Source organism: Microbacterium foliorum (assembly GCF_003367705.1).
Lineage (GTDB): Bacteria > Actinomycetota > Actinomycetes > Actinomycetales > Microbacteriaceae > Microbacterium > Microbacterium foliorum.
The window spans coordinates 1,579,852-1,605,839 of sequence record NZ_CP031425.1; the positions used below are offsets into that span (position 1 = coordinate 1,579,852).

Below are 25,988 nucleotides of genomic sequence, written 5' to 3' on the forward strand. Positions count from 1 at the left end.
CGTCATGTCCTCGCATGATCCCTCCAGCAGCGCGCCCATCGACATCAAGCCCCGCAGTCGTGTCGTCACCGACGGCATCGAGGCGACGACCTCCCGAGGCATGCTCCGTGCCGTCGGCATGGGAGACGCCGACTGGGACAAGCCGCAGATCGGCATCGCGTCCAGCTGGAACGAGATCACGCCCTGCAACCTGAGCCTCGACCGTCTGGCGCAGGGCGCCAAGGAAGGCGTGCACTCGGGTGGCGGGTACCCGCTGCAGTTCGGCACCATCTCGGTCTCGGACGGCATCTCGATGGGCCATGAGGGCATGCACTTCTCCCTCGTGTCGCGCGAGGTCATCGCCGACTCGGTCGAGACCGTGATGATGGCCGAGCGCCTCGACGGCTCCGTCCTGCTGGCCGGCTGCGACAAGTCGATCCCCGGCATGCTGATGGCGAGCGCGCGTCTCGATCTGTCGAGCGTGTTCCTGTACGCCGGATCGATCGCTCCGGGGTGGGTCAAGCTCTCCGACGGCACCGAGAAGGACGTCACGATCATCGACTCGTTCGAGGCCGTCGGCGCCTGCCGCGCCGGCCTCATGAGCGAAGAGGACCTCAAACGCATCGAGTGCGCGATCGCCCCCGGTGAAGGCGCATGCGGCGGCATGTACACCGCCAACACGATGGCGTCCGTCGCCGAGGCGCTCGGCCTGAGCCTGCCGGGATCGGCTGCGCCACCCGCAGCCGACCGTCGTCGCGACTACTTCGCGCACCGCTCGGGCGAGGCGGTCGTCAACCTGCTCCGTCAGGGGATCACGACCCGCGACATCCTCACCAAGGAGGCGTTCGAGAACGCGATCGCCCTCGCGATGGCACTCGGCGGCTCCACCAACGTCGTGCTGCATCTGCTCGCGATCGCCCGCGAGGCCGAGGTCGAGCTGAGCCTGCACGACTTCAACCGCATCGGCGACAAGGTTCCGCACGTCGCCGACATGAAGCCGTTCGGCAAGTACGTCATGAACGACGTCGACCGCCACGGCGGCATCCCGGTGATCATGAAGGCGATGCTCGACGAGGGGCTGCTGCACGGCGATGCCCTCACCGTCACCGGCAAGACCCTCGCGGAGAACCTCGCGGACCTCGACCCGCAGCCGATCGACGGCGAGGTCATCCACACCTTCGACAACCCGATCCACGCGACCGGCGGCCTGACGATCCTGCACGGCTCGCTGGCTCCCGAGGGCGCCGTCGTCAAGACCGCGGGCTTCGACGCCGCCGTCTTCGAGGGTCCCGCCCGGGTCTTCGAGCGCGAGCGCGCGGCGATGGATGCCGTCGCGAACGGCGAGATCGAGGCGGGCACCGTGATCGTGATCCGTTACGAGGGTCCGAAGGGCGGACCCGGCATGCGCGAGATGCTCGCGATCACCGCGGCCATCAAGGGCGCAGGGCTCGGAAAAGATGTACTACTCTTGACTGACGGACGATTCTCAGGCGGCACAACCGGCCTGTGCATCGGCCACATAGCACCCGAAGCGGTGGACGCAGGTCCTATCGCCTTCGTGCGCGATGGTGATCTGATACGGGTCGATATCGCAGCTCGCTCTCTCGACCTACTCGTCGACGAGGCGGAGCTCGCCTCCCGCCGTTCTGGCTGGGAGCCGCTACCCCCGCGCTATACCCGTGGCGTCCTTGCCAAGTACTCGCGCCTCGTGCGGTCCGCCGCCGAAGGCGCGACGACCGGCTGATCCGCGTCGGACTCCGGCTTCCGACGTCGCCACCAGACCATCAGAAGGAATCTCATGACTGCTGACACCGTCTCGGCTGTGCCGAGGCCACCCGCACCCAAGTCGGCCGCGCCGGAGATCACCGGCGCCGAGGCCGTGGTCCGCACGCTCGAGCTTCTCGGCATCACCGACGTCTTCGGGCTTCCCGGCGGCGCCATCCTTCCCGTCTACGATCCGCTCATGGACGCGAAGGACCTCCGTCACATCCTCGTGCGACACGAGCAGGGAGCCGGACACGCCGCGGAGGGGTACGCATCCTCCTCCGGCAAGGTCGGCGTCTGCATCGCGACCTCGGGCCCCGGAGCCACGAACCTCGTCACCGCGATCGCCGACGCGTACATGGACTCCGTGCCGTTGCTCGCCATCACCGGGCAGGTGTTCTCGACCCTCATGGGCACGGACGCCTTCCAGGAGGCGGACATCGTCGGCATCACCATGCCGGTGACCAAGCACTCCTTCCTCGTGAAGGACGCGTCCGAGATCCCCGGTGCCATCGCGGCCGCCTACGAGATCGCCTCCACGGGGCGTCCCGGACCGGTTCTGGTCGACATCACCAAGGACGCCCAGCAGGCGGTCGCGCCGTTCATCTGGCCCGCCAAGTTCGACCTGCCCGGCTACCGTCCGGTCACCAAGGCGCACGGCAAGCAGATCCAGGCGGCCGCCGCGCTTCTCGCCGAAGCCAAGAAGCCCGTGCTCTACGTCGGGGGCGGCGTGATCCGCGGACGCGCGTCCAAGGAGCTGCTGGCTCTGGCCGAGACCACCAACGCACCGGTCGTCACGACCCTGATGGCCCGCGGCGCCTTCCCGGACTCCCACCAGCAGCACCTCGGCATGCCGGGAATGCACGGCACGGTCCCGGCCGTGCTGGCGCTGCAGGAAGCGGATCTCATCGTGTCGCTCGGTGCGCGGTTCGACGACCGCGTGACGGGCAAGGCCGCGCTGTTCGCACCGAACGCGAAGGTCGTGCACGTCGACATCGACCCCGCCGAGATCTCGAAGATCCGCATGGCCGACGTGCCGATCGTGGGCGATGTGCGCGATGTGATGGTCGACCTCGAGTCGGCCTTCCGCACCGCGGCGAGCATCACGACTCCCAACACCGAGGAGTGGTGGTCGTACCTCGACGGTCTGCGCACCGAGTTCCCGCTCGGCTACGCTCCGACCACCGACGGCCTGCTCGCACCGCAGCACGTGATCCAGCGCATCGGAGAGCTCACCGGACCCGAGGGCATCTATGCCGCCGGCGTCGGGCAGCACCAGATGTGGGCGGCGCAGTTCATCAAGTACGAGCGTCCCAACTCCTGGCTGAACTCCGGGGGAGCGGGCACGATGGGCTACTCGGTGCCCGCGGCCATGGGTGCCAAGGTCGCCGAGCCCGACCGCACGGTGTGGGCGATCGACGGCGACGGATGCTTCCAGATGACCAATCAGGAACTCGCCACCTGCGCGATCAACAACATCCCGATCAAGGTCGCGATCATCAACAACTCGTCGCTGGGGATGGTGCGCCAGTGGCAGACGCTGTTCTACGACGGCCGTCACTCGAACACCGACCTGAACACCGGTCACGGCACCGTGCGCATCCCCGACTTCGTCAAGCTCGCCGAGGCCTACGGCTGCCTCGCGATCCGCGTGGAGACGGAGGAGGAGGTCGACGCCGCGATCACGCTCGCCCTCGAGACGAACGATCGCCCGGTGGTCATCGACTTCGTGGTCAGCGCCGATTCCATGGTGTGGCCGATGGTTCCCCAGGGCGTGAGCAACAGCTACGTCCAGTACGCCCGCGAGCACGCGCCCGCCTTCGACGAGGAGGACTGACCATGTCGACTCACGTGCTGAGCCTCCTCGTGGAGAACACCCCCGGTCTGCTGACCCGTGTCGCCGGACTCTTCGCCCGTCGCGGCTTCAACATCGACTCGCTCGCGGTGGGCGTCACCGAGGTGCCAGGCATCTCGCGCATCACGGTCGTCGTCGATCTCGACGAGCTGCCCCTCGAGCAGGTGACCAAGCAGCTCAACAAGCTGATCAACGTCATCAAGATCGTGGAGCTCGACTTCCCGACGTCGGTGCAGCGCGAGCACATGCTCGTCAAGGTGCGCACCGACAACGCGACGCGGTCGAACGTCATCGAGGTCGCGAACCTGTTCCGGGCCTCGGTCGTCGACTACGCATCCGATGCCCTCGTGATCGAGGTCACCGGTGATCGGGGCAAGGTCGATGCACTGCTGCGGGCTCTCGAGCCGTTCGGCATCAAGGAGATCGCACAGTCGGGCCTCCTCGCGATCGGACGCGGCGGCAAGAGCATCACCGAGCGCGTCCTGCGCGGCTGATCAGACACCACACACGTACACGAACACCCAATCAAGGAGAGAAACCAGTGAGCACCGAGATCTTCTACGACGCAGACGCCGATCTGTCGATCATCCAGGGCAAGAAGGTCGCGATCGTCGGCTACGGCTCGCAGGGTCACGCGCACGCGCAGAACCTTCGCGACTCGGGTGTCGAGGTCGCCATCGCCCTCAAGGAGGGCTCGAAGTCGGCGCCGAAGGCGGAGGAGGCCGGTTTCGCGGTCAAGACCGTCGCGGAGGCCACCCAGTGGGCCGACCTCATCATGATCCTCGCGCCCGACCAGCACCAGCGCACGATCTACAGCGAGTCCATCGCCCCGAACCTGGCCGAGGGCAAGACCCTCGCGTTCGCGCACGGATTCAACATCCGCTTCGGCTACATCGATGCCCCCGAGGGCGTCGACGTGATCCTCGTGGCTCCGAAGGCTCCGGGTCACACCGTGCGTCGCGAGTTCGTCGCGGGCCGGGGTATCCCGGACATCATCGCGGTGGAGCGCGACGCCTCGGGCAACGCCTGGGCGACCGCGCTGTCGTACGCGAAGGCGATCGGCGGCACCCGTGCCGGCGTGATCAAGACCACCTTCACCGAAGAGACCGAGACCGACCTGTTCGGCGAGCAGGCCGTGCTGTGCGGTGGCGTCAGCCACCTCGTGCAGGCCGGCTTCGAGACGCTGACCGAGGCGGGCTACCAGCCGCAGATCGCCTACTTCGAGGTGCTGCACGAGCTGAAGCTCATCGTCGACCTCATGTGGGAGGGCGGCATCGCCAAGCAGCGCTGGTCGGTCTCCGACACCGCGGAGTACGGCGACTACGTCTCCGGTCCGCGCGTCGTCACGCCCGAGGTCAAGGAGTCGATGAAGGCGATCCTCGCCGACATCCAGAACGGCGCCTTCGCCAAGCGCTTCATCGACGACCAGGACAACGGCGCAGAGGAGTTCCTCGCGCTGCGCGCCAAGGAGGAGACGCACCCCATCGAGGCCACCGGCAAGGAGCTCCGCTCGCTCTTCGCCTGGAAGCAGCAGGATGAGGACTACGTCGACGGCAGCGCCGCTCGCTGATCCCACAGCTCGCACACGACAGAACGGGCATCCCCTCGGGGGTGCCCGTTCTGTCGTCCGCGGCGACGGATCGCGCCCCTGCTACTCCGCCGGAGCATCCTCGATCACGGGAGGGGCGTCTTCGCCGTTCGTCCACACGGGCGCCGGGAGGACCGTATCGACCGCCCCGCCCTGGATCTCACGCAGCGCGTCTTCGATGTCGTCGGCGTTCTGCGGTACGGCGAGTCCGCAGGCGTTCAGCTCGGACGCGAACTTGAGGGTCAGGCGGATCTTGCCCGCCTCCACCGCCTGCGCGGTGGTGCCGGTGCGCTTCTCGCTTCCGGTCTGGATGTCGGGGACGCTGTCGCACACGTGGTACACCGCTCCGCCGTCGACCCAGACGACCTCGTCCTCACCGAGCATCTGGATCACCGCCGACTGGTCGGCGGTGTACTTCTCGACCGACGGCGGGGAGAAGTCCACGCCGATCACGGCGGCGATCACGGCGAGCACGATGCCGACGACGCCGGCGGTGGCCTTCTGTCCCTTGTCCATGTCCTTGTTCAGGAAGATGAGGATGATCAGCGGCAGGAAGGCGATGATCGCGATGATCGCGCCGAGCTGGTTCTGCACGAAGAAGCGCAGGGTCTCGGCCCGGCGCGCGGGGTCGAGGCGGTTCGCCTTCTTCCAGAGGATCGAGCCGGTGATGGCGAGCGCGGCGATCACGACCAGCAGCACGAGGAGCGTGATGAAGGCCCACTGCGGGAACTGTGCGGTGGCGCCCTGCGCCTCGAGGAGTCCCGTGTCGGGATCCCGCACGAGCGCCCCGTCGGCGCCGACGAACTCGCGCTGACGCAGGAGCCAGAAGATGGCCACCGCTTCCGCTGCGATCGCGAGAACCCAGACCGCGACGGCGATCCGACGATAGGCTGTGGCCTTCGACTTCGCTGCGGCGGTCGGGACCCATCCCTCGGAAGGCTCTCGGACCCGGTCGGGCGAGTCCGAGGACTCGCCCCTCTTGCTCTGCTCGGCCACGGTGATCCCTCCGGACGCGGGCCCCGGTGGCCCGGATGCCCTGAGCATAGTGGACGACGTGTCCTACGCTGGGGGACATGACTTCCGATTCCGACGATGCGCTGAGCTGGGATGGCGACGAGGGCGGCACGCGCAAGGAGCAGGCGCCCAAGAAGCCCCGTCGGACACCCGCGGAGCCGGGTGCTGTCGCGCCGACCGAGCGCACCGCGGAGGATCCCGCTCTTTCCGGGGGATGGAACGCCGTCGGCCGGGGGAGTGCCGCCGTCGGGCGCCTTGATGACGACGACGAGCCCGAGCGTCCACCGCTCAGCACGGGGATGCTCCTGACTCTCGGAGTCGTGGGCGGCGTCTACCTGCTCTACAGCATCGGCTGGGTCGTGGGCGGCATGAGGCTCAAGCCCCTCGCCAACCTGATCGTCGCCGATGCCATGTACGTCCCGTGGTTCGTGCTCGCCGTCGCCGCCCCCGCGCTGTGGTTCCTCGCAGTGTGGGTGCTGACCCGTGCGAGGGCGGGCTGGATCCGCGTCGCGCTCCTGCTGCTCGGGGTCGTGCTTCTCGTGCCCTGGCCCTTCGTGACGGTGGGGGTGATCGGATCGTGACCGCGCAGCAGATCGACGGACCCCGTTCCTCGCCGTCGCCGCGGTGGCTCAGCGGCCTGGCGCTGGGCCTGGCGGGCCTCTTCTACGCCTACGCGATCTGGAACGCCGTGGCGCATCTCGTGTCCATGGCGCAGAGCAGCGGACTCACCGGCGTCGGCTGGGTGACGCTCGGTTTCGGCGTGGTCTTCCCGGCGCTCGTGTTCGTGTTCGCCTACGTGATCGGCAGGCGTCGACGCGCCGCAGAGCTCGGTCTCGTCCTGCTCGCGGGGCTGGGCGTGGTGGCGGTGTTCTGGCTGAGCCTGATCGGCTACAGCGTCCTGAACATGGCGGATCTGGTCAACGCCGCGCCCTGACCGCCCCCGTCACACGGCACGGAGCGCCCGGAGCCCTCGGGTACAGTTGACGTGATCGCGCCCCCATGGTGTGCGGCGCATCGGCCCCCTGTCGCGCTGCCCCGAAGGATCCCTGTGCCGAAGCCCGTCGTGCTCATCGCTGAAGTTCTCTCTCCTGCCACCATCGAGGCCCTCGGCCCCGACTTCGACGTGCGCAACGTCGACGGCACCGACCGCGAGGCGCTGTTCGCCGCCCTCGCCGACGCCCACGCGGTGCTCATCAGGTCGGCGACGCAGATCGACGAGGAGGCGCTGACCCACGCGCCGAACCTCAAGGTCGTCGCCCGCGCGGGTGTCGGCCTCGACAACGTCGACATCAAGGCCGCGACGACCGCGGGCGTCATGGTGGTCAACGCCCCGACCTCCAACATCGTCTCGGCCGCCGAGCTCACCGTCGGACACATCCTCAGCCTCGCCCGCCGTATTCCGGCCGCGCACGCGTCGCTCGCGGCCGGCGACTGGAAGCGCAGCTCCTTCACGGGCGCCGAGCTCTTCGAGAAGACCGTCGGCATCGTCGGCCTCGGCCGCATCGGCGCTCTCGTCGCGGCCCGTCTCGCCGCGTTCGACATGCGTGTCGTCGCCTACGACCCCTACGTCACGTCGGCGCGCGCGCAGCAGCTGGGTGTCCAGCTGCTGTCGCTCGACGAGCTCGTCGCCGAGTCCGACTTCCTGACGATCCACATGCCGAAGACCCCCGAGACCACCGGCATGATCGGTGCCGAGCAGTTCGCGGCCATGAAGCCGACTGCGTTCGTCGTCAACGTCGCTCGCGGCGGGCTGATCGATGAGGAGGCGCTGCACGCGGCCCTCGTCGCGGGCGAGATCGCCGGCGCGGGTCTCGACGTGTTCACCTCCGAGCCCCCGGCCGAGGGCGGCACGGCGCGTCCGCTGCTCGACCTGCCGAACGTGGTCGTCACTCCGCACCTCGGAGCCAGCACGGAGGAGGCACAGGAGAAGGCCGGCGTGTCCGTCGCCCGCTCGGTGCGTCTGGCCCTGGGCGGCGACCTCGTGCCGGATGCCGTCAACGTCGCCGGCGGCGTGATCGACCCCTACGTCCGCCCCGGCATCTCGCTCGTCGAGAAGCTCGGACAGATCTTCGCCGCCCTCTCGACCTCGCCGCTCACGAGCCTCGACGTCGAGGTGCACGGCGAGCTGAACGAGTACGACGTCAGCGTCCTCAAGCTCGCCGCCCTCAAGGGCGTCTTCACGAACATCGTGAGCGAGACGGTCTCGTACGTCAACGCGCCTCTGCTGGCCGAGCAGCGTGGCATCGCGGTACGTCTGCTCAAGGACGACGTGAGCGACGAGTACCGCAATGTGATCACCCTCAGTGGAGCGCTGTCGGACGGGTCGCAGCTCTCGGTCTCAGGCACCCTGACCGGTCCGAAGCAGTCCGAGAAGCTGGTCGCCATCAACGACCACGCGCTCGAGCTGCCGATCGAGAAGCACCACGTCGTGATGCTCTACACCGATCGTCCGGGAATCGTCGCCGTGTACGGACAGAAGTTCGGCGAGGCCGGCATCAACATCGCCGGCATGCAGATCTCGCGCCTCGGTGCGGGAGACCAGGCGCTCAGCGTCCTCACGCTGGATTCGCCCGTCTCGGACGAGCTGCTCGACGACGTTCGCGACTCGATCGACGCCGACCTGTTCCGTCAGATCGAGATCACCGAGGTCTGAGCGGGGGAGCCCCTGCCTCAGCGGAGCGGGAGGGCGGCCGAGAGGCGGCCTTCCCGCTCTCTGCGTGTGGGGCCGTGCGTCAGGGTGCCGTCGCACGCAGCACGAGCGCGATCAGCTCTGACAGCTCGTCGCTGCGGGGGACCAGCCGTTCCGGTCCGTGCACGTCGAGCGAGTTGTTGAAATAGAGGCCGTCGCTCAGCAGCATGACGAGATCGAGACTCGCCGCATCCCGCACATGGGGACGGATGCTGTCCGCCCACCGGTCCCGGTTCCTCCGCAGCGCGTCGGCCGCCGGGGCCGAACCGCCCTGGGCGAGCCTGCTCGCGGCGATCAGTGCGCGATCCAGTGCGTCGTCCTCCATCACGGACGTGCGCACGTAGTACGCGACGGGTCCCTCCTCGGCGCTCGACATCCGCTCGAGGTCGGTGGTGGTGAGGGCGTCGAGGCGCTCCAGCAGGCCTGCGGCCAAGTCGTCCTTCGAGGCGAAATGGTAGAGCAGCCCGCCCTTCGAGACCCCTGCGGCGCGGGCGGTGGCCTCGAGCGTCGCCGCACGTTCGCCGTCTTCGATCACGATCGATTCGAATGCGTCCAGCACGCGTTCGCGGGCCAGGGGAGGTCGGGGCATAGGGTCCTCTGTTCGTCGTCCTTCACCGTAACGCGCGGAGATGACGGTTCTGTTACTATACCATCTGGACGGTTTAGTAATCCGGCCGTCATGATCCTGAGAGGTGTTCCATGTCCCGCACTGCGTCGATCCCGACGACAGAGACGGATGCCCCCCGCGTGGGTGCCCGCGGCTGGGCCGCGCTCGTCGTCCTGATGCTGCCTGTGCTCCTCGTGTCGGTCGACAACACGGTGCTGAGCTTCGCGTTGCCCGAGATCTCCCTCGCGCTCGCTCCCACCGGTGCGGAGCAGCTGTGGATCATCGACGTGTACCCGCTCGTCCTCGCAGGGCTCCTGGTCACGATGGGCACCCTGGGGGACCGCTTCGGTCGACGCAGGATGCTCCTCATCGGCGCCACGGGTTTCGCCGCCGTGTCGGCGCTGGCGGCCTTCGCCCCGACAGCCGGGCTGCTGATCGCGGCCCGCGCGCTGCTCGGCCTCTTCGGCGCCATGCTCATGCCGTCGACGCTGTCGTTGCTGCGGTCGATCTTCCGCAACCGCGACCAGCGGCGACTGGCGATCGCGGTCTGGGCCTCGGCGTTCTCGGCGGGCTCGGCCCTCGGTCCGATCGTCGGCGGCTTCCTCCTCGAGCACTTCGACTGGGGCTCGGTGTTCCTCATCGCCGTCCCCGTGCTCATCCCGCTGCTCGTCACCGCCCCGCTGCTGGTGCCCGAGAGTCGTGATCCGAACCCCGGCCGCATCGACCTCGTCAGCATCGCGCTGTCGATGGCCGCGATGATCCCGATCGTCTACGCGATCAAGTCGCTGGCCGTCGACGGTCCGAGCCTCACCGCGGGCGCGTGGGCGCTGCTCGGAGTGGTGATGGGCTACCTGTTCGTGCGGCGTCAGCTCTCCGCCGACGTCCCGATGCTCGACATGGCGCTGTTCCGTCGAGGGTCGTTCTCCGGTGCGATCCTCGTGAACCTGCTGAGCGTGGTCGCGCTCGTCGGCTTCCTGTACTTCGTGTCGCAGCATCTGCAGCTCGTTCTGGGTCTCTCTCCGATGACCGCGGGTGCCGCGCTCGTGCCCGGAATGCTCGCGATGATCGTGGCCGGCCTGTCGGTGGTGCCGATCTCACGTCGGGTCCGCCCGCACATCCTCGTGCCGGTCGGTCTGGTGTTCTCGCTCGCCGGGTACCTGCTGGTGGCGTTCACGACCTCCGACCACGGCGTCGCGCCGCTGATCCTCGCGTTCGTCGTGCTGGGCATCGGGATCGGCGGCGCCGAGACGATCTCCAACGAGCTCATCCTCTCCAGCGCCCCGGCCGAGAAGGCCGGCGCCGCGAGCGCGGTGTCCGAGACGGCGTACGAGCTCGGCGCGGTGCTCGGCACCGCGGTGCTGGGCGGTCTGATCACGGCGTTCTACCGTGGAGCCCTCATCGTGCCCGCGGGCGTCCCCGCCGACGCCGCGCGCGCCGCCGAGGAGACACTCGCCGGGGCGTACACCGCCGCGCAGGGACTTCCGGATGCCCTCGGGACGGCACTGTGGGATGCGGCGTCCACGGCGTTCGGCTCCGGAGTGATGGTGACCTCGCTGATCGGCGCAGGCCTGGTCGTGCTCGCCGGCGCGATCGCCGCCGTCACACTGCGCAAGGCCCCCACGCACTGACCAGTACGCTGGGAGGACCGGCCCGCTCGGCATCCGTCCGCGCGCGAGCCGGTCCATCCCGGTGCAAGGAGAGTCATGTCGCGTGTCGTGAAGCTGGCGGTCATCCCCGGCGACGGAATCGGCCCCGAGGTCGTCGCCGAGGCCGAGAAGGTGCTCGACGCGGTCACTGCGACGTCGGACGTCACCTTCGACAAGACCCGGTTCTCGCTGGGCGCTGCCCGCTACCTCGAGACGGGCGACACCCTCACGGATGACGACCTGCAGGCGATCGCCGGGCACGACGCGATCCTGCTCGGCGCGGTGGGGGGCACCCCCGGCGACCCGCGCCTCAAGGACGCGAACATCGAGCGTGGCCTGCTGCTGAAGCTGCGGTTCACGCTCGACCACTACGTGAATCTGCGTCCCTCGAAGCTGTTCCCCGGCGCCGCAGGACCTCTGGCGAACCCCGGCGAGATCGACTTCGTCGTCGTCCGCGAAGGCACCGAGGGACCCTACGTCGGCAATGGCGGGGCGATCCGCACGGGCACGCCGCACGAAGTGGCGAACGAGACGTCCGTCAACACGGCTTTCGGCGTCGAGCGGGTCGTCCGCTACGCGTTCGACCTCGCCGAGCGTCGCGGCAAGAAGCTCACGCTCGTGCACAAGACCAACGTGCTGGTGCACGCAGGCGCGATCTGGCAGCGCATCGTGAACGAGGTCGCCGCCGCACACCCCGACGTCACGGTCGACTACCTGCACGTCGATGCCGCGACCATCTTCCTGGTCACCGACCCCTCGCGTTTCGACGTCATCGTGACCGACAACCTGTTCGGCGACATCCTCACCGACCTCGCCGGCGCGGTCACCGGGGGGATCGGTCTCGCGGCCTCCGGGAACATCAACCCCGACGGTGCGTTCCCGTCGATGTTCGAGCCGGTGCACGGTTCCGCGCCTGACATCGCCGGTCAGCAGAAGGCCGATCCCACCGCGGCGATCCTGTCGGTGGCCCTGCTGCTCGACCATCTCGGTCTCACCGCCGAGGCGGCGCGCGTGAGCGCCGCCGTCGAGACGGACATCGCCACCCGCACGGGAGCGCGCACCACCGCGGAGGTCGGCTCCGCGATCACCGCACTGCTCTGAACGACGGGCGTAGGCTGGACCCGCGCGAGGTTGCGCGCCGCACGAGGAATGGATGACGAGATGACGACCATCGATGCCGAGACCGCCACGACTCCGCTGGAGTTCCTGGTCAGGAAGAATCTGAGCGCGGCCACGCCCGCACGCGTCGCCGAGGTCCACGAGGACCCGGGCTTCGGCGTGGTGTTCACCGATCACATGGTCGACATCTGCTGGTCGGTCAAGGGCGGGTGGCATCGTCCGCGCGTGCAGCCGTACGGGCCGATCCCGCTCGACCCCGCGGCCTCTGTGCTGCACTACGGTCAGGAGATCTTCGAGGGCATCAAGGCCTACCGTCACGAGGACGGCTCGATCCACACCTTCCGCCCCGACCGCAACGCCGCACGTCTGCAGGCCAGCGCGCGTCGGCTGGCACTGCCCGAGCTGCCCACCGAGTACTTCATCCAGTCGCTCCGCGAGCTCGTCGCGGTGGACGGTCGATGGGTGCCCTCCGGAGCTGACCAGAGCCTCTACCTGCGTCCGTTCATGTTCGCCAAGGAGGCCTTCCTCGGCGTCCGCGCTGCGCAGAAGGTCGCGTACTACGTGATCGCCAGCCCGGCGGGCGCGTACTTCAGCGGCGGGGTGAAGCCCGTGCGCATCTGGCTCTCCGAGGACTACGCCCGGGCGGGCAAGGGCGGCACCGGCAAGGCCAAGACCGGCGGCAACTACGCCTCCAGCCTGCTGGCACAGAGTGAAGCCAGCGCGAAGGGCTGCGACCAGGTCGTCTTCCTCGACGAGAAGCGCAACGTCGAGGAGCTCGGCGGCATGAACGTCGTGTTCGTGTTCAAGGACGGCCGCATCGTGACCCCCGAGTCCGACAGCATCCTCGACGGGATCACGCGCGATTCCCTGCTGCAGCTCGCGGAGGACCGCGGCTACACCGTCGAGAGACGACCCATCTCGATCGACGAGTGGCGCGAAGGCGTCGCTTCCGGCGACATCGTCGAGGTCTTCGCGTGCGGCACCGCCGCCGTCGTGACGCCGATCGGCGCTCTGGTCGGCGAGGGCTTCGACGAGACGCAGCCGCTCGGCGAGCTCGCGCTGTCGCTTCGCGAGGAGCTCACCGACATCCAGTACGGCCGCCGTGAAGACACGCACGGCTGGCTCCTGCGTCTCGACGCCTGACTTGCGCATCATCTGACGAGACCCCGCTGTGCCGACGGCGCATGGCGGGGTCTCGTCGTCCGTGCGGCTGGATAGGCTGGTCGTATGAAGATCGCCCGTTTCAGCCACGACGACGCCATCCTGTTCGGGATCGTCGACGACACCGACCTCGTCGTCCTCTCGGGCGACCCCCTCTTCGCCGGGTATGAGCCCACGGGAGACCGCGTGCCGATCGCGGATGCGGTGATCCTCGCCCCGGTGATCCCTCGCTCGAAGATCGTGTGCGTCGGCAAGAACTACCATGACCACGCGGCCGAGATGGGCGGGGAGGCTCCCGAGGAGCCGCTGCTCTTCCTCAAGCCGAACACGTCCGTGATCGGACCGGGAGACGCCATCGTGCGCCCGGCGATCTCGGAGCAGACCGAGTACGAGGGCGAGCTCGCGGTGGTGATCGGCAAGGTCGCGAAGAACGTCAGCCGGGCCGATGCGCTCGACCATGTGCTCGGCTACACGATCGCGAATGACGTCACCGCCCGCGACCTGCAGCGCAAGGACGGCCAGTGGGCGCGTGCGAAGGGCTTCGACACGTTCTGCCCGCTCGGACCGACCATCAGCACCGACTTCGACCCCGCCGAGGCGACGATCGAGACCCGCGTCAACGGCGAGGTGCGCCAGAAGGCGCCGCTGTCGGACATGATCCACTCCGTCGAGGCGATCATCGAGCACGCGTCCGCGGTGTTCACCCTGCTGCCCGGCGACGTGATCCTCACCGGCACGCCCGCCGGTGTCGGGGAGTTCGGCGCGGGGGACACCGTGGAGGTCGAGATCACCGGACTGGGGATCCTGCGCAACACCGTGCGCGACGCCGCACGCGCGTCATGACCGACGCCGCTCTGACCGTGGCCGAGCAGGCTGCGATCCAGCGGCGTACGGTCCTCGTCCTGTCGATCGGGCAGGTGCTCGGGGGGATCGCGTTCGGTGCGACGGTCTCGCTCGGCGCGCTGCTCGCGGCCGACCTGTCGGGCGACGACGCGCTGTCGGGCCTGGCGACGGCATCCGTCACCCTGGGGGCTGCACTGTGCGCGATCCCGCTCGCCCGATTGGCGGCGCGGGTCGGGCGTCGTCGGGCGCTCACTCTCGGCAACATGTTCGCCCTCGTCGGCATCGCCGTGGTGATCCTGGCCGCATCGCTGCGGGTCTTCCCTCTGCTGCTCGTCGGCATCCTCATGATCGGCGCCGGCAACGCCGGCAACCTGCAGTCCCGCTTCGCCGCCACCGACCTCGCGGCCGCGCAGCACCGCGGGCGTGATCTCTCGATCGTCGTGTGGGCGACGACCATCGGCGGCGTGGCGGGCCCGCTTCTGCTCGGCCCCGGCGAGATCGTCGGCGAGGCGATCGGGATGCCCCCGCAGACCGGCTCGTATGCGTTCTCGTTCGTCGCGCAGTGCGCCGCACTCCTGCTCTACCTCGTCGCCCTGCGTCCGGATCCGCTGCTGTCCGCGCAGCGACTCGCCACGGCGGCCGTCGCGGCGACCGGTGTGGCCGTCGCCGATCGCCCCGTGGTCGCTCGCTATGCGATCTTCGCCGTCGCCGGCTCGCACGTGGTGATGGCCTCGGTGATGGCGATGACGCCGGTGCACCTCGCGCACATGGCCCATGGTGCGCACGGCATGGCGCCCACGCCGGCCGATGTCTCGGCGCTCGTCGGGATCACCATCGCCCTGCACGTCGGCGGGATGTACGCGCTGTCGCCGCTGTTCGGCATCCTCGCCGACCGGTGGGGGCGATTGCGAGTGGTACTGCTCGGCCAGCTGCTGCTCGGCGGCGCTCTCGCCTTCGCGGTGCTCGTGAACGATGAGGAGTGGGGCGTGATGGTCGCGCTGATCCTCCTGGGCCTCGGCTGGAGCGCGGCGACGGTCGCAGGCGCCGCTCTGCTCACCGAGTCGAGCGCGCCCGAGGTCCGCACGCGACGGCAGGGACGCAGCGACTCCCTGATGAGCCTGTCGGCGGCAGCAGGTGCCGTGCTCGCCGGCGTCGTGCTCTCGAACTTCCAGTACGCGGGGCTGGGCATCGCGGCATCGGTGATCGTCCTGGCGATCGTCGTGCTCTCGCCGCTCGGACGCGCGAAGCCGTGAAGGACGGGGTGGGCGCGGACGCGCGCCCACCCCGTCGCTCAGGTGTACCAGGTCGGCTCGGGCACCTCGTTCTTCAGCACGAACGTGCCGACCTCGCGCTTCTTGTACGCGATCGGATCGTGCAGGCTGTGCGTACGCAGGTTGCGCCAGAAGATGTCGAGGCCGACCGAACTCGCCGACGCCCGCGCGCCCGTGAGCTCGTAGACCTTCGTGGCGACCGTCAGCCCGTCGTCGACGACCCGCAGCTTGCCCGCTGCGACACGCACGGCGATCTCACCGCGACGGCGGGGGGTCAGCTCTTCCCTCGGGGCGTGCAGCACCGCGCTGATCTCGCCGCCGACGGCGTCCAGCAGTGCCTCGTCGGCCCAGAGCGTCGACGCCAGTTCGCCATAGCCTTCGAGCAGGTACCACTCGTCGGTCGCGTGCTGCTTGTCGTCTCCGCCGTATGGCCAGGGGCGTGTGCGGGTGCGCGTGTATGCGGATGCCGTCTCGAGCGCTCCCTGCGCGATGCCGAGGTAGAAGTTCGCGAACACGAGCTGGATCGTCGGCACGTTGAGAGTGTTGTAGGTCAGCGGGCGGAAGACCCTGTCGACGAATCCTGCAGCCGCAGCCCACGGCACGCGGACGTCGCGGATCTCCACCGAGCCGGACTCGGTCAGACGCTGGCCCAGGCTGTCCCAGTCGTCTGCGAACACGATGCCGTCCTGAGCGGTGGGGACGATCGCGAAGATGTGCGTGTCGGAGCCCTCGAGGACACCTTCGAGCACCGTGAGATCCGAGATCTGGCCGCCGGTGGAGAACGACTTGCGCCCCGAGAAGACGAGGTCGTCTCCGTCCTCTCGGATCACGAGGTCGGAATCGCGCGGATTGACCGCCCCGCCGAAGACGAGGGCGTTCGAGGTGTACAGCTCTTCGACGGCCGCGATCTGCTCCTCCGTCCCCACGAGCCGCGCGGCCCACGCCCAGAGGTAGTGATAGCCCAGGACCTGCCCGATCGACCCGTCGCCGCGAGCCACAGTCCTGATGACCCGGTACGCGGTGTCCCACGTCTCGCCGGCGCCGCCGTGCGCCCGAGGACCGAGCAGCGTCACCAGACCGGAGTCTTTGAGCAGCTGCACCTCGGCGTGCGGTGTCTGGTTCGCGCGGTCGCGCTCGACGGCGTCCACCGCGAGGATGTCGGCCACCTCCTGGGCGCGGGCGAGCCATTCGTCCGTGGTCTGCGGTCGCGCGCCCTCCCGCCAGCGGTCTCCGAGTCCTGTGGTCACTGCATCCGTGATCGTCACGTCTGTCCCCTTCCTGTTGGTCGATGCGGCAACGATAGGAGCACGATGCCGCAGCGACGAGCGCTGTTACCCCGGGTGAGGGGGTGTGACGCCGGGTGAGCATCTGTGACCCGGCGTGACGGGAGGCGGGCACTCACGAACCCCCGGGGGGCGGGCAGGTCTCGACGACTAGCGGCAACTAGAATCGGAGGGATATGGCTACCCCGCACCCCCTCACCACGACCGCCAGTGGCGCCGACGTCCGCGTCCGCTTCTGCCCCTCGCCGACCGGACTGCCGCACGTCGGCATGGTCCGCACGGCCCTGTTCAACTGGGCGTATGCGCGCCACACGGGCGGGAAGATGGTGTTCCGCATCGAAGACACCGACGCCGCGCGCGACAGCGAGGAGAGCTTCCGCCAGCTCGTCGACGCCCTGACCTGGCTCAAGATCGACTGGGACGAGGGTGTGGAGGTCGGTGGCCCGCACGCGCCGTACCGGCAGTCGGAGCGTCACGAGATCTACCGCGGCGTCATCGACAAGCTGCTCGCGACCGGCGCTCTCTACGAGAGCTACTCGACCGCCGAGGAGATCGACGCCCGCAACGAGGCCAACGGTCGCGCGAAGCAGCTCGGCTACGACAACTTCGATCGCACCCTGACCGAGGAGCAGAAGGCCGCGTTCCGTGCGGAGGGGCGCCAGCCCGCCCTCCGACTGCAGGCGCCCGACGAGGATCTCACCTATGTAGACCTGATCCGCGGCGAGGTGACCTTCCCCGCGGGATCGTTCCCCGACTTCGTGGTGGTGCGCCCGAACGGCATCCCGCTCTACACCTTCGTCAATCCGGTCGACGATGCGCTGATGGGCATCACGCACGTGCTGCGCGGCGAAGACCTGATGCCGTCGACCGCGCGCCAGCTCGCGCTGTACGCCGCGCTGATCGAGGCGGACGTCACGACGTTCGTGCCGCGCTTCGCGCATATGCCGCTGGTGCTGGGAGAGACGGGCAACAAGAAGCTCTCCAAGCGCGACCCGCAGGCCGACCTGTTCCTGCACCGCGACCGCGGGTTCATCCACGAGGGGCTGCTGAACTACCTCGCGCTCCTCGGCTGGTCGATCAGCCATGACCGCGACGTCTTCTCGCTCGAGGAGTTCACGGCCGCCTTCGACATCGTCGACGTCAACCCGAACCCGGCCCGCTTCGACCAGAAGAAGGCCGAGTCGATCAACGGCGACCACATCAGGGCGCTCGACGGCAAGGACTTCGCCGAGCGGACCATCCCGTACCTCGCCGCCGCCGGACTCTTCGACGAGCCGACGCACGAGCAGCTGGTGCTGGCCTTCCGGGTCGCGCCGTTGGTGCAGGAGCGTGTGCAGCTGCTGGGGGAGGTGCCCGGCATGGTCGGGTTCCTGTTCACCGACGAGGTGTCGTACGACGCGGACGCGTTGAAGGGCCTGCCGGCGAACGCAGCCGAGGTGCTGGAGGCGTGCGCCACGGCACTCGAGCCGGTCGACGAGTTCACCCCGGACAGGATCCAGGAGGCTCTCGCCGAGGCTCTGGTCGAGAAGCTCGAGCTCAAGCCGCGCATCGCCTACGGACCCCCGCGCGTCGCGATCACCGGTCGTCGGGTCTCGCCGCCGCTGTTCGAGTCGATGGAGCTGCTGGGCAAGGACGAGTCGTTGCGGCGTCTGCGGGCGCTGTCCGCGTTCCTCGCCCGCTGAGTCGCAGAGCGGATGGCCGAAGAGGGCGGGTGCCGACGGGCGCCCGCCCTCTCGCCGTCTTCGCGCCGAATGGCGGCGCGGGAGACGGATCCGAGGACGACGCGCCCGGCCCGGCCGGTGCGTTTTGGCATTAGGGCCGTGGCTCGGGTAGGCTTGACTCTCGGTGCGAGGCTCCGGTTTCGCCCTTGGGGTATGGTGTAATTGGCAACACGGCGGTTTCTGGTTCCGTTGTTCTTGGTTCGAGTCCAGGTACCCCAGCAAGACGAAAACCCCCGCTCAGGCGGGGGTTTCGTCGTTTCTGCTCCCGGCTTCTATTCGCACTCTCCGAGGAATCCGAGGTAGCAGACGGCCTCGTGCGTCTCGGCGGGCCGGTAGTCGTCGTTGGACACCTGCCTCGTGTCGATCTCGGGCGTGCGGCTCAGCGTGCCATAGGTGCCCAGCGTGGCCACGTAGTAGCCGTCGCCGTCCTGCGCCCTCATCTCATCGATCGCACCGCTGTACTCGGTGCACAGGGCGGTCGCGGATTCCGTGAGCTCCACGCCGACACAGGAAGCGGTGTAGGTGGCGACCATGAGGTTCGTACAGTCGGTCCAGTCCTGGTTGACGGTGCACGGGTTCGTCGAGTTCATCGTCACGTCGTAACGACCGGTCTCGAACTCCTCGCTGTGGAAGGTCTCGGGCTGCTCGGGCACGTCGGTCTTGGTCCAATGCCGTGCCGTCGTGAACGCGAAGACCACCACGATCGCCGCGATGACGAACAGGGCTCCGAGGATCGAGAGGGTGACCCACAGCCCCACCCGCTTCTTCGTCGCGGGCTGACCGTCGGGACCGGGCAGATGACCCGGGTAACCGGGAACTGCCCCGTACGCGGGGTCGTATCCGGGGTACGGCTGCGTCGTCGCGTATGCCTGGCCGGCGGGTGCGACGTACCCCTGATCGGCTGGCACGGTGTCGTGGATCGGGATCGTCGGCTGCGAATCCGCGGCAGGGGCGCTCTCGGATCCGGGCGGGGCGTGCGGCGCGGACACGGCGTACGCGGGAGGCAGCGGGGGAGCGGCTGCCGGGGACGGCTGGATCGACAGCCAGTACGCGTACCAGCTCTGCGTGGATGCGGGGTCGTCGGCGACCTGCTGAGCCTCGAGATCCGTGAGCGGGAGTCCCAGCGTCGTCCTCAGATCGGGCCTGACCAGGGAAGCGCGGAAGTCCTCGAGCGACATCGTCATAGTCAAGAGAATGGCAGACGCGTGCGGCGGCCGACAATCCGGCGACCGCGCCTAGCAGGTCGGATGCGGTCGGCGCCACACCCTTTCCGAGGTGCGCCGGGGACGGCATCGTAATGTCGGTATTCCGCAGAACGGCGCCACACCCGGGATGCAGGCAGGAGCAGACCATGGCACTCACCCGAGTCGTGCCCGGGCAGACCCCGGGCATCCGTCGCGTGCGATCGGGGTCGGGGTTCCGCTACCTCGACGCGGCGGGTCAGCCGGTCGTCGAGGCCGACCGCGAGCGCATCGACGACCTCGTGATCCCGCCGCGGTGGCACGACGTCTGGATCGCCGCGGATCCGCTCGCGCACATCCAGGCGGTGGGCACCGACGACGCGGGCCGACGTCAGTACCTCTATCACCCGCTGTGGCGCACCGGCCGCGATCAGCGCAAGTTCGCCCGCGCGCTGAAGCTCGCCGCGGCGCTGCCCGCGGCGCGGGCGAAGGTCACCCGCGCGATCGGCCAACCCGGCCTGTCGAAGGAGCGGGCCCTCGCGGTCGCCTTCCGCCTGCTCGACGACGGTGCGCTGCGCATCGGCTCGGAGCGCTACCTCGTCAAGCACGGCAGCAGGGGGCTCAGCACGCTGCGGCGGCGTGACGTGCGCATCGACGGGAGCACGGTAGCCCTCGAGTTCCCCGCCAAGAGCAAGCAGCTGGCTTCGATCGAGATCACCGACGCGCCGTTGGCCGAGGCTCTGTCGGAATTCGCGGTCGGCTCCCCGCGGGAGACGCTTCTGGCATATCGCAAGGGGCGGCGCCGCGTGCGGCTCACATCGGGGGAGATCAACGACTATCTGCGAAAGGTCGCCGGGTCCGCGTTCACGGCGAAGGACTTCCGCACCCTTCACGGCACGATCCTCGCCGCTGACGCTCTCGCCCGGATCGGCCGCCTGGACACGAAGAACGAGCGGCGGCGAGCCGAGCGCCTGGCCGTGCAGGCCACGGCCTCGGCGCTCGGCAACACCATCGCGGTCGCCAGGGGGAGCTACATAGACCCGAAGGTGTTCCGGCTGTACGCCCGAGGGCGCCTGCTCGATCTCTCGGTGTCGCCTGAGACCGCCATCCGCAAGCTGCTCGCGCGGTGACGCCGTCTGCGTCGGGCGGTCAGGTCGGTCAGTTCGCGCGCGGGTAGGTGTAGAAGCCTTCGCCCGTCGAGACGCCCAGCTTGCCCTTGTCGATGTACTGCTCCTTGAGCAGCTGGGCGAAGCGCTGCTGCTTCTCGCCACCCATCCGAGAGATGTTGTAGGCCGTCGTGAGGCCGACGACGTCATAGATCTCGAACGGACCGGCCGGCGCTCCGGTGCCGATCCGCCAGGTCGCATCGATCGCCTCGGGATCGGCGATGCCGTCGACGAGGAGTCCTGCGCCCGCCTCGAGGAACGGCACGAGCATGGAGTTCAGCAGGTAGCCCGCCTTCTCCTTCTTGATCGGGATCGGGACCATGCCGATCTCCGCCGCGAACGCGACGACTGCGTCGTAGACCGCCGGGTCGGTCTCGGGCGTTCCCATCACCTCGGCGGTGTTGTGCGACCAGATCTCGTTGGCGAAGTGCAGGGCGAGGAAGCGATCGGGGCGCCCCGTCGACGCGGCGAGTGCGCTGGGGAGCAGAGTCGAGGAGTTGGTCGCGAAGATGGTCGTCTCCGGCGCAGCATCCGCGAGCGTGCGGTAGATGCTCTGCTTCAGCTCCAGGTTCTCGGGGACCGCCTCGATGATGAGGTCGGCGGCGGCGGCGGCATCCGTCAGCTCGGAGGTGAGGCGGATACGGGCGATGGCCGCCTCGGCTCCGCCGCCTGCGGCATTCTCCACACCGTCAGCGACGTATCGTGCGGCGAGTGCGTCGAACCGCTCGGCCGCGCGGTCGAGCGCGGCCTGATCGATGTCGTACGCGACGACGTCGAAGCCGTGGAAGGCGGTCTGGAACGCAATCTGCGATCCGAGGACGCCGGTGCCGAGAACGGTGATGTTCTTCATTTCTCTTCCTTCTATGGGGGCCTTGTGGGCCGTGGTCACGATGTGGTGTCGTCGCGATCGAAGCGCTGGAGGTCATGCGCGAAGCGCGAGACCTCGGCATCCGACCACCGAGCGAGATGGGTGTCGATCACGTCCTGCAGCGTGTCGAGCGTGCGTCGGAAGGCGTCTTCGCCGTCGGGTGTGAGTTCGAGCGGGCGACCGCGACCCGCGGTTCCCGGCGCCTCGCGGACGAGCCCGAGCGTGATGAGGGAGGCGAGCTGTCGCGACACCGTCGAGCGGTTGAGCCGGAACATCTGCGCGATGTCGATGGACCGGATCCCCGGGGTGTCGGCGATCGCCATCACGATCGACTGATCGGTGATCGAGAGTCGGGTCTCGCCGGATCGGGCGTCCACCAGTCCTCGGCGGGTGATGGCGAGGAGAGATCGCAGGACCGTCGCACTGTCCGCTCCTCGCGCATCCGCGTCGTTCTCTTGTTGCATGGTGCAACTGTAAACCTCTATGTTGCGTAATGCAACTCAGCCCGTCGCAGGACTGCGCCAGCTTTGCGACGCCCTGGCGACCACCTGCCGCGATCCGCTCCCTACGCTGACGGCATGACCACTCCGTACCCGCCGCACCCGCTCTCGCCCGCACCGCCGTCGCGCACGAACGGTCTCGCCATCGCGACCCTCGTGCTGGGGATCTGCGGCTTCGCCCTCATCCCGATCATCCTCGGTCACATCGCTCTGGCGCAGATCCGCGCGCGACATGAGGGCGGCGGCGGCATGGCGATCGCGGGCCTGGTGCTGGGGTATCTGACCCTCGCCGGGTACGCGGTGCTCGTCGTCGTGCTGGTCGCGTCCGTGACGGGGGGAATCGTCTGGGGAGGCAGATGAAAGGATGGGGGTATGGACACAGCCAACCTCACGCGAGAGGAGACTGCCGCGCGATCCGCCGCGGTCTCGGTCCGCAGCATCCGCGTCGAACTCGATCTGACCGGAGCGCCCGAGCGGGCCCGCAGCGGATTCCCGACGGCGACGACGGTGGAGTTCGCCTCGACGGTCGAGACGACGTGGCTCGATTTCATCGGCGAGAGCGTGACGCGCGTCGTCGTCAACGGTGCTGAGCAGGAGATCGTCTACGACGGCGCCCGCATCGCGCTGCGTGGCCTCGTGGACGTCAACACCGTCCGGGTCGAGGCCGTCGGCGTCTACAGCCGCTCGGGTGAGGGACTGCACCGCTTCCACGACCCCGTCGACGACCGGACGTATCTGTACACGCAGTACGAACCCGCCGACTCCCGGCGCGTGATGGCCTGCTTCGAGCAGCCCGACATCAAGACGCCCTACACGTTCGTCGTCGACGCGCCGTCGGGCTGGGAGGTGCTGTCGAATCAGGTCGCCGCGGTCGTGGACGTCGGCGTCGGTGTGCAGCGCGTCGAGTTCGCCCCGACACTCCCCATCTCCAGCTACATCACCGCTGTCGCCGCCGGCCCCTACCTCCGCGTCGACGGCGAGTGGCGCCGTGACGAGCAGCACATCCCGCTCGGCCTGTTCGTCCGTCGGTCCCTGTCGCCGCACCTCGAATCCGACGAGATCCTCGAGGTCACCCGCCAGGGCCTCGACTTCTTCGACGAGTCGTTCGCCTACCCGTACCCGTGGGGCAAGTACGACCAGATCTTCGTCCCCGAGTACAACCTCGGAGCCATGGAGAACCCGGGTCTCGTGACCTTCACCGAGGCGTATCTCTCGCGAGGCGCCGCGACGGAGGCCCAGCGTGCGGCCCGGGCGAACACGATCCTGCACGAGATGGCCCACATGTGGTTCGGCGACCTCGTGACGATGAAGTGGTGGGACGACCTCTGGCTCAAAGAGTCGTTCGCCGACTACATGGGATCGCATGCCTCGGCCGTGGCGACCCGCTTCCACGACGCGTGGGTGAAGTTCGCCGCGAACCGCAAGGCGTGGGCGTATCAGCAGGACCAGCTCCCCACCACGCATCCGATCGTCGCGGACATCACGGATCTCGAGGCGGCGAAACTCAACTTCGACGGCATCACGTACGCGAAGGGCGCGGCCGTGCTCAAGCAGCTCGTCGCCTTCGTCGGGGATGAGGCGTTCTTCGAGGGCGCGCGTCGCTACTTCGCCGCCAACGCGTTCGGCAACACGACGCTGGACGACTTCCTCGTCGAACTGAGCGCAGTCTCCGGCCGCGACATGTCCGAATGGTCACGAGCCTGGTTGCAGACGACCGGCGTGTCGACGCTGTGGATCGAGCGGGATGCCGACGGGGCGACGGCACTCGTGCAGAGCGATGCGCGCCCGCACCGCCTGCGTGTGGGGTTCTACGACCGCGTGGACGGCCGAGTGGTGCGCCGCGAGCAGATCGCGCTGGACATCCACGAGGAGCGCACTCCGGTCGAGTTTCCCGACGCCGATCTCGTGCTGCTCAACGACGACGACCTGACCTACGCCAAGGTGCGCCTCGACGAGGCGTCACTGGCGACCGTCCACGACCTGCTGTCCGACCTGGAGGACCCGCTCGCGCGCGCGGTCATCTGGTCGTCGCTGTGGAACGCGACGCGCGACGGCGAGCTGGCGGCGACCCGCTACACCTCGATCGTGCGAGCGCACGCGCCGCGGGAGACGAACATCGGCCTCCTCGGCGGCGTGCTCACGAATGCCCTGTTCGCTGTCAGGCACTACGTCGCGGACGATGACAGGCAGCACGAGCAGAGGCAGTGGGTGGAGGCCGCCTGGAGCGCTATGCACGCAGCGGATGCCGGCAGCGACGCGCAGCTCTCCTGGGCACGTGCGGTGGCGGCGGCATCGGCGTTCGACGACGGGCGTGCCGATGGTCTCCGCGGCATGCTCGACGGCGAGGTGCCCGAAGGACTCGTCGTCGACCCGGACCTGAGGTGGCATCTGCTGACGGCACTCGCGACGACGGGACACGCGGGGTCGACCGAGATCACGGATGAGCTTTCGCGGGACGACACCGGAAGCGGCCGCACCGCCGCACGTCGGGCTCGGGCCGGGCTGCCCGATGAGGGTGTGCGTGCCGCCGCGTGGCACGCCGCCTGGACGGACGAGAGCCTCAGCAACGATCACCTCGACGCCGAGATCGCCGGGTTCCGTGCCGGTGGCCGCCGAGATCTCATCGAGGGTTTCGACGAGGAGTACTTCGACCGCATCCTGCACGCGTGGCGCACCCGGAGCATCGAGCTGGCCCGACGCCTGGTCGCGGGGCTCTTTCCCGCGATGCCGACGCTGCAGCGCGTCGATGCGTGGCTGGAGCAGCACGACGACGCCCCGGCCGCCCTTCGCCGGATCGTCATCGAGCAGCGCGATCATCTCGCCCGGGACATCCGCGTGCGAGCGGCGCAGTCTCAGCCGGCCTCGAGCTCTGCGACGGTGCTCTGACCCACAGCGCGAAGGTCCGGTCGATCGTCGCTCTGCGTCAGGAGGACGAGGGTGATGTACGCGGCCCAGGCTCGCGCGCGCACCCACGTCGCGTCGTCGTATCGTGAGCCGGTCGACGCTCGGAACTCCGCGCGGCCCGGCGGGTCGAAGAGCATCCATGCCGATGCGAGGTCGTAGGCGGGGTCTCCCGAGGTGACGTCGCCGAAGTCGATGAGCGCCACGAGCGACCCGTCGCGAAGCAGGAGGTTTCCGGGGTGCAGGTCGCCGTGCACCCAGACCTGCTCGTCGCTCGGCGGGGCCTCGAGGCCGTCAGCCCACGCGTGTTGCAGCCCCGAGCGGGTTGGAAGCGCGTCGAGCCGAGGGCGCATAGCGCTCTCCCGTGTGCTCAGGGCTCGACCGCGCACGGGATTGCGCGGGGCGTCGGCAGGTGCCGGTGCATGCAGGGCGAGGAGTGCTTCGGCGAGCCGGGGCGCCCAGCGGGAGTTCGCGGATCGTGGTGACCGCAGCGCAGTCGTGCCGTCGATCAGGGGGATGACCGACCACGGTCGAGGGAACGCCTCGGTCGGCTCGCCGGCGAGCACCGGTATCGGAGTGCGGATGCCGACCGCCGCCAGTGCCGGCCCGATCTCCGGCAGAGCGCGATGCTCGTTGGCGATGAGCGGCACCGCGAGCGCTCGCCTCGGCAGGCGCACGAGCAGCTCGGAGCCGAGACTCCACATCGTGTTGTCCCACCCCTCGGCGAAGGGCCGGAGAGGAAGTGCGGCCAGGGTCGGCGCCGCCGTGCGGAGCAGCGCCCGCACGGCGGCCTCATCGACCGGATACTCTGCGGCGGGGGAGTCCGCCATGC

At 68.9% G+C, this 25,988-nt stretch carries 23 protein-coding genes and 1 tRNA gene; 17 read left to right on the forward strand and 7 right to left on the reverse strand.

The features are described 5' to 3' along the window. Positions 1 to 4 precede the first annotated feature (4 nt). The 4 genes from ilvD to ilvC are packed head-to-tail and all read left to right on the forward strand — an operon-like array spanning position 5 to position 5,168. Positions 5 to 1,723, forward strand: coding sequence for a dihydroxy-acid dehydratase (gene ilvD / locus DXT68_RS07235; protein ID WP_045255285.1), 1,719 nt, complete (start codon positions 5 to 7; stop codon positions 1,721 to 1,723). 54 nt (positions 1,724 to 1,777) lie between these two features. Next, positions 1,778 to 3,580 carry an acetolactate synthase large subunit gene (locus DXT68_RS07240; RefSeq protein ID WP_045255284.1) on the forward strand — a complete coding sequence of 601 codons (1,803 nt, stop codon included), beginning with the start codon at positions 1,778 to 1,780 and terminating at the stop codon, positions 3,578 to 3,580. Between the two features lie 2 nt (positions 3,581 to 3,582). Next, the gene (ilvN, locus tag DXT68_RS07245; protein WP_045255283.1) at positions 3,583 to 4,092 is read left to right on the forward strand and encodes an acetolactate synthase small subunit; all 510 of its coding nucleotides are present in this window, start codon (positions 3,583 to 3,585) and stop codon (positions 4,090 to 4,092) included. 47 nt (positions 4,093 to 4,139) lie between these two features. Further along, complete coding sequence (gene ilvC, locus DXT68_RS07250) at positions 4,140 to 5,168, forward strand: ketol-acid reductoisomerase (protein WP_045255282.1); 1,029 nt, start codon at positions 4,140 to 4,142, stop codon at positions 5,166 to 5,168. Positions 5,169 to 5,249: 81 nt separating this feature from the next. On the opposite strand, the gene DXT68_RS07255 is transcribed toward ilvC, so the two are convergent. Then, complete coding sequence (locus DXT68_RS07255) at positions 5,250 to 6,182, reverse strand: hypothetical protein (protein ID WP_052677832.1); 933 nt, start codon at positions 6,180 to 6,182, stop codon at positions 5,250 to 5,252. Between the two features lie 77 nt (positions 6,183 to 6,259). Here DXT68_RS07255 and DXT68_RS07260 point away from each other — a divergent pair, with 77 nt between their 5' ends. From DXT68_RS07260 to serA, 3 genes are all read left to right on the forward strand, one after another. Continuing rightward, entirely contained in the window at positions 6,260 to 6,781 is a 522-nt protein-coding gene (locus DXT68_RS07260) for a hypothetical protein (RefSeq protein WP_045255281.1), read from the forward strand. Next, a complete protein-coding gene (locus tag DXT68_RS07265; RefSeq protein ID WP_244268218.1) occupies positions 6,778 to 7,134 on the forward strand; it encodes a hypothetical protein in 357 nt (118 codons plus the stop codon). The genes DXT68_RS07260 and DXT68_RS07265 overlap by 4 nt, the downstream gene beginning before the upstream one ends. 114 nt (positions 7,135 to 7,248) lie before the next feature. After that, on the forward strand, positions 7,249 to 8,853 hold the full coding sequence (gene serA, locus DXT68_RS07270) for a phosphoglycerate dehydrogenase (protein ID WP_045255280.1): 1,605 nt from the start codon (positions 7,249 to 7,251) through the stop codon (positions 8,851 to 8,853). Positions 8,854 to 8,932: 79 nt separating this feature from the next. On the opposite strand, the gene DXT68_RS07275 is transcribed toward serA, so the two are convergent. After that, positions 8,933 to 9,478 carry a TetR/AcrR family transcriptional regulator gene (locus tag DXT68_RS07275; protein WP_045255279.1) on the reverse strand — a complete coding sequence of 182 codons (546 nt, stop codon included), beginning with the start codon at positions 9,476 to 9,478 and terminating at the stop codon, positions 8,933 to 8,935. Positions 9,479 to 9,588: 110 nt separating this feature from the next. Between DXT68_RS07275 and DXT68_RS07280 the strand changes: the two genes are divergently transcribed. From DXT68_RS07280 to DXT68_RS07300, 5 genes are all read left to right on the forward strand, one after another. After that, positions 9,589 to 11,124: an MFS transporter gene (locus DXT68_RS07280; RefSeq protein WP_045255278.1), complete on the forward strand. Its 1,536-nt coding sequence runs from the start codon at positions 9,589 to 9,591 to the stop codon at positions 11,122 to 11,124. A gap of 75 nt (positions 11,125 to 11,199) precedes the next feature. After that, the gene (locus DXT68_RS07285) at positions 11,200 to 12,243 is read left to right on the forward strand and encodes a 3-isopropylmalate dehydrogenase (protein WP_045255277.1); all 1,044 of its coding nucleotides are present in this window, start codon (positions 11,200 to 11,202) and stop codon (positions 12,241 to 12,243) included. Positions 12,244 to 12,303: 60 nt separating this feature from the next. Continuing rightward, entirely contained in the window at positions 12,304 to 13,404 is a 1,101-nt protein-coding gene (locus DXT68_RS07290; RefSeq protein ID WP_045255649.1) for a branched-chain amino acid aminotransferase, read from the forward strand. Positions 13,405 to 13,488: 84 nt separating this feature from the next. Next, positions 13,489 to 14,265, forward strand: a complete 777-nt coding sequence (locus DXT68_RS07295) for a fumarylacetoacetate hydrolase family protein (RefSeq protein ID WP_045255276.1) — start codon at positions 13,489 to 13,491, stop codon at positions 14,263 to 14,265. Then, positions 14,262 to 15,518: an MFS transporter gene (locus DXT68_RS07300; protein ID WP_045255275.1), complete on the forward strand. Its 1,257-nt coding sequence runs from the start codon at positions 14,262 to 14,264 to the stop codon at positions 15,516 to 15,518. The genes DXT68_RS07295 and DXT68_RS07300 overlap by 4 nt, the downstream gene beginning before the upstream one ends. Before the next feature lie 38 nt (positions 15,519 to 15,556). Here the strand turns inward: DXT68_RS07300 and DXT68_RS07305 are convergent, their stop codons facing one another. Further along, positions 15,557 to 16,801 (reverse strand): acyl-CoA dehydrogenase family protein, encoded by a 1,245-nt coding sequence (locus DXT68_RS07305; protein ID WP_244268217.1) that lies wholly within the window; start codon positions 16,799 to 16,801, stop codon positions 15,557 to 15,559. Positions 16,802 to 16,995: 194 nt separating this feature from the next. On the opposite strand from DXT68_RS07305, the gene gltX reads away from it, so the two are divergent. Together gltX and DXT68_RS07315 are read left to right on the forward strand one after the other, a co-directional pair. Beyond that, complete coding sequence (gene gltX / locus DXT68_RS07310) at positions 16,996 to 18,501, forward strand: glutamate--tRNA ligase (protein ID WP_045255274.1); 1,506 nt, start codon at positions 16,996 to 16,998, stop codon at positions 18,499 to 18,501. A 186-nt stretch (positions 18,502 to 18,687) separates the two neighbouring features. Next, a tRNA-Gln gene (locus DXT68_RS07315) sits at positions 18,688 to 18,759 on the forward strand. A gap of 53 nt (positions 18,760 to 18,812) precedes the next feature. On the opposite strand, the gene DXT68_RS07320 is transcribed toward DXT68_RS07315, so the two are convergent. Beyond that, a complete protein-coding gene (locus DXT68_RS07320; protein ID WP_045255273.1) occupies positions 18,813 to 19,724 on the reverse strand; it encodes a hypothetical protein in 912 nt (303 codons plus the stop codon). Between the two features lie 167 nt (positions 19,725 to 19,891). Here DXT68_RS07320 and DXT68_RS07325 point away from each other — a divergent pair, with 167 nt between their 5' ends. Then, positions 19,892 to 20,851, forward strand: coding sequence for a DNA topoisomerase IB (locus DXT68_RS07325; protein ID WP_045255272.1), 960 nt, complete (start codon positions 19,892 to 19,894; stop codon positions 20,849 to 20,851). Positions 20,852 to 20,879: 28 nt separating this feature from the next. On the opposite strand, the gene DXT68_RS07330 is transcribed toward DXT68_RS07325, so the two are convergent. Beyond that, on the reverse strand, positions 20,880 to 21,737 hold the full coding sequence (locus tag DXT68_RS07330; protein ID WP_045255271.1) for a 3-hydroxyacyl-CoA dehydrogenase: 858 nt from the start codon (positions 21,735 to 21,737) through the stop codon (positions 20,880 to 20,882). A gap of 35 nt (positions 21,738 to 21,772) precedes the next feature. Next, entirely contained in the window at positions 21,773 to 22,219 is a 447-nt protein-coding gene (locus tag DXT68_RS07335) for a MarR family winged helix-turn-helix transcriptional regulator (protein WP_052677831.1), read from the reverse strand. A gap of 114 nt (positions 22,220 to 22,333) precedes the next feature. Between DXT68_RS07335 and DXT68_RS07340 the strand changes: the two genes are divergently transcribed. Together DXT68_RS07340 and pepN are read left to right on the forward strand one after the other, a co-directional pair. After that, positions 22,334 to 22,615, forward strand: coding sequence for a DUF4190 domain-containing protein (locus tag DXT68_RS07340; protein WP_045255270.1), 282 nt, complete (start codon positions 22,334 to 22,336; stop codon positions 22,613 to 22,615). Positions 22,616 to 22,627: 12 nt separating this feature from the next. Continuing rightward, positions 22,628 to 25,141, forward strand: a complete 2,514-nt coding sequence (gene pepN / locus DXT68_RS07345) for an aminopeptidase N (RefSeq protein ID WP_045255269.1) — start codon at positions 22,628 to 22,630, stop codon at positions 25,139 to 25,141. Here pepN and DXT68_RS07350 read toward each other — a convergent pair. After that, a complete protein-coding gene (locus DXT68_RS07350) occupies positions 25,108 to 25,986 on the reverse strand; it encodes a phosphotransferase (RefSeq protein WP_045255268.1) in 879 nt (292 codons plus the stop codon). The two genes, pepN and DXT68_RS07350, sit on opposite strands and share 34 nt — an antisense overlap. Positions 25,987 to 25,988: the final 2 nt, after the last annotated feature.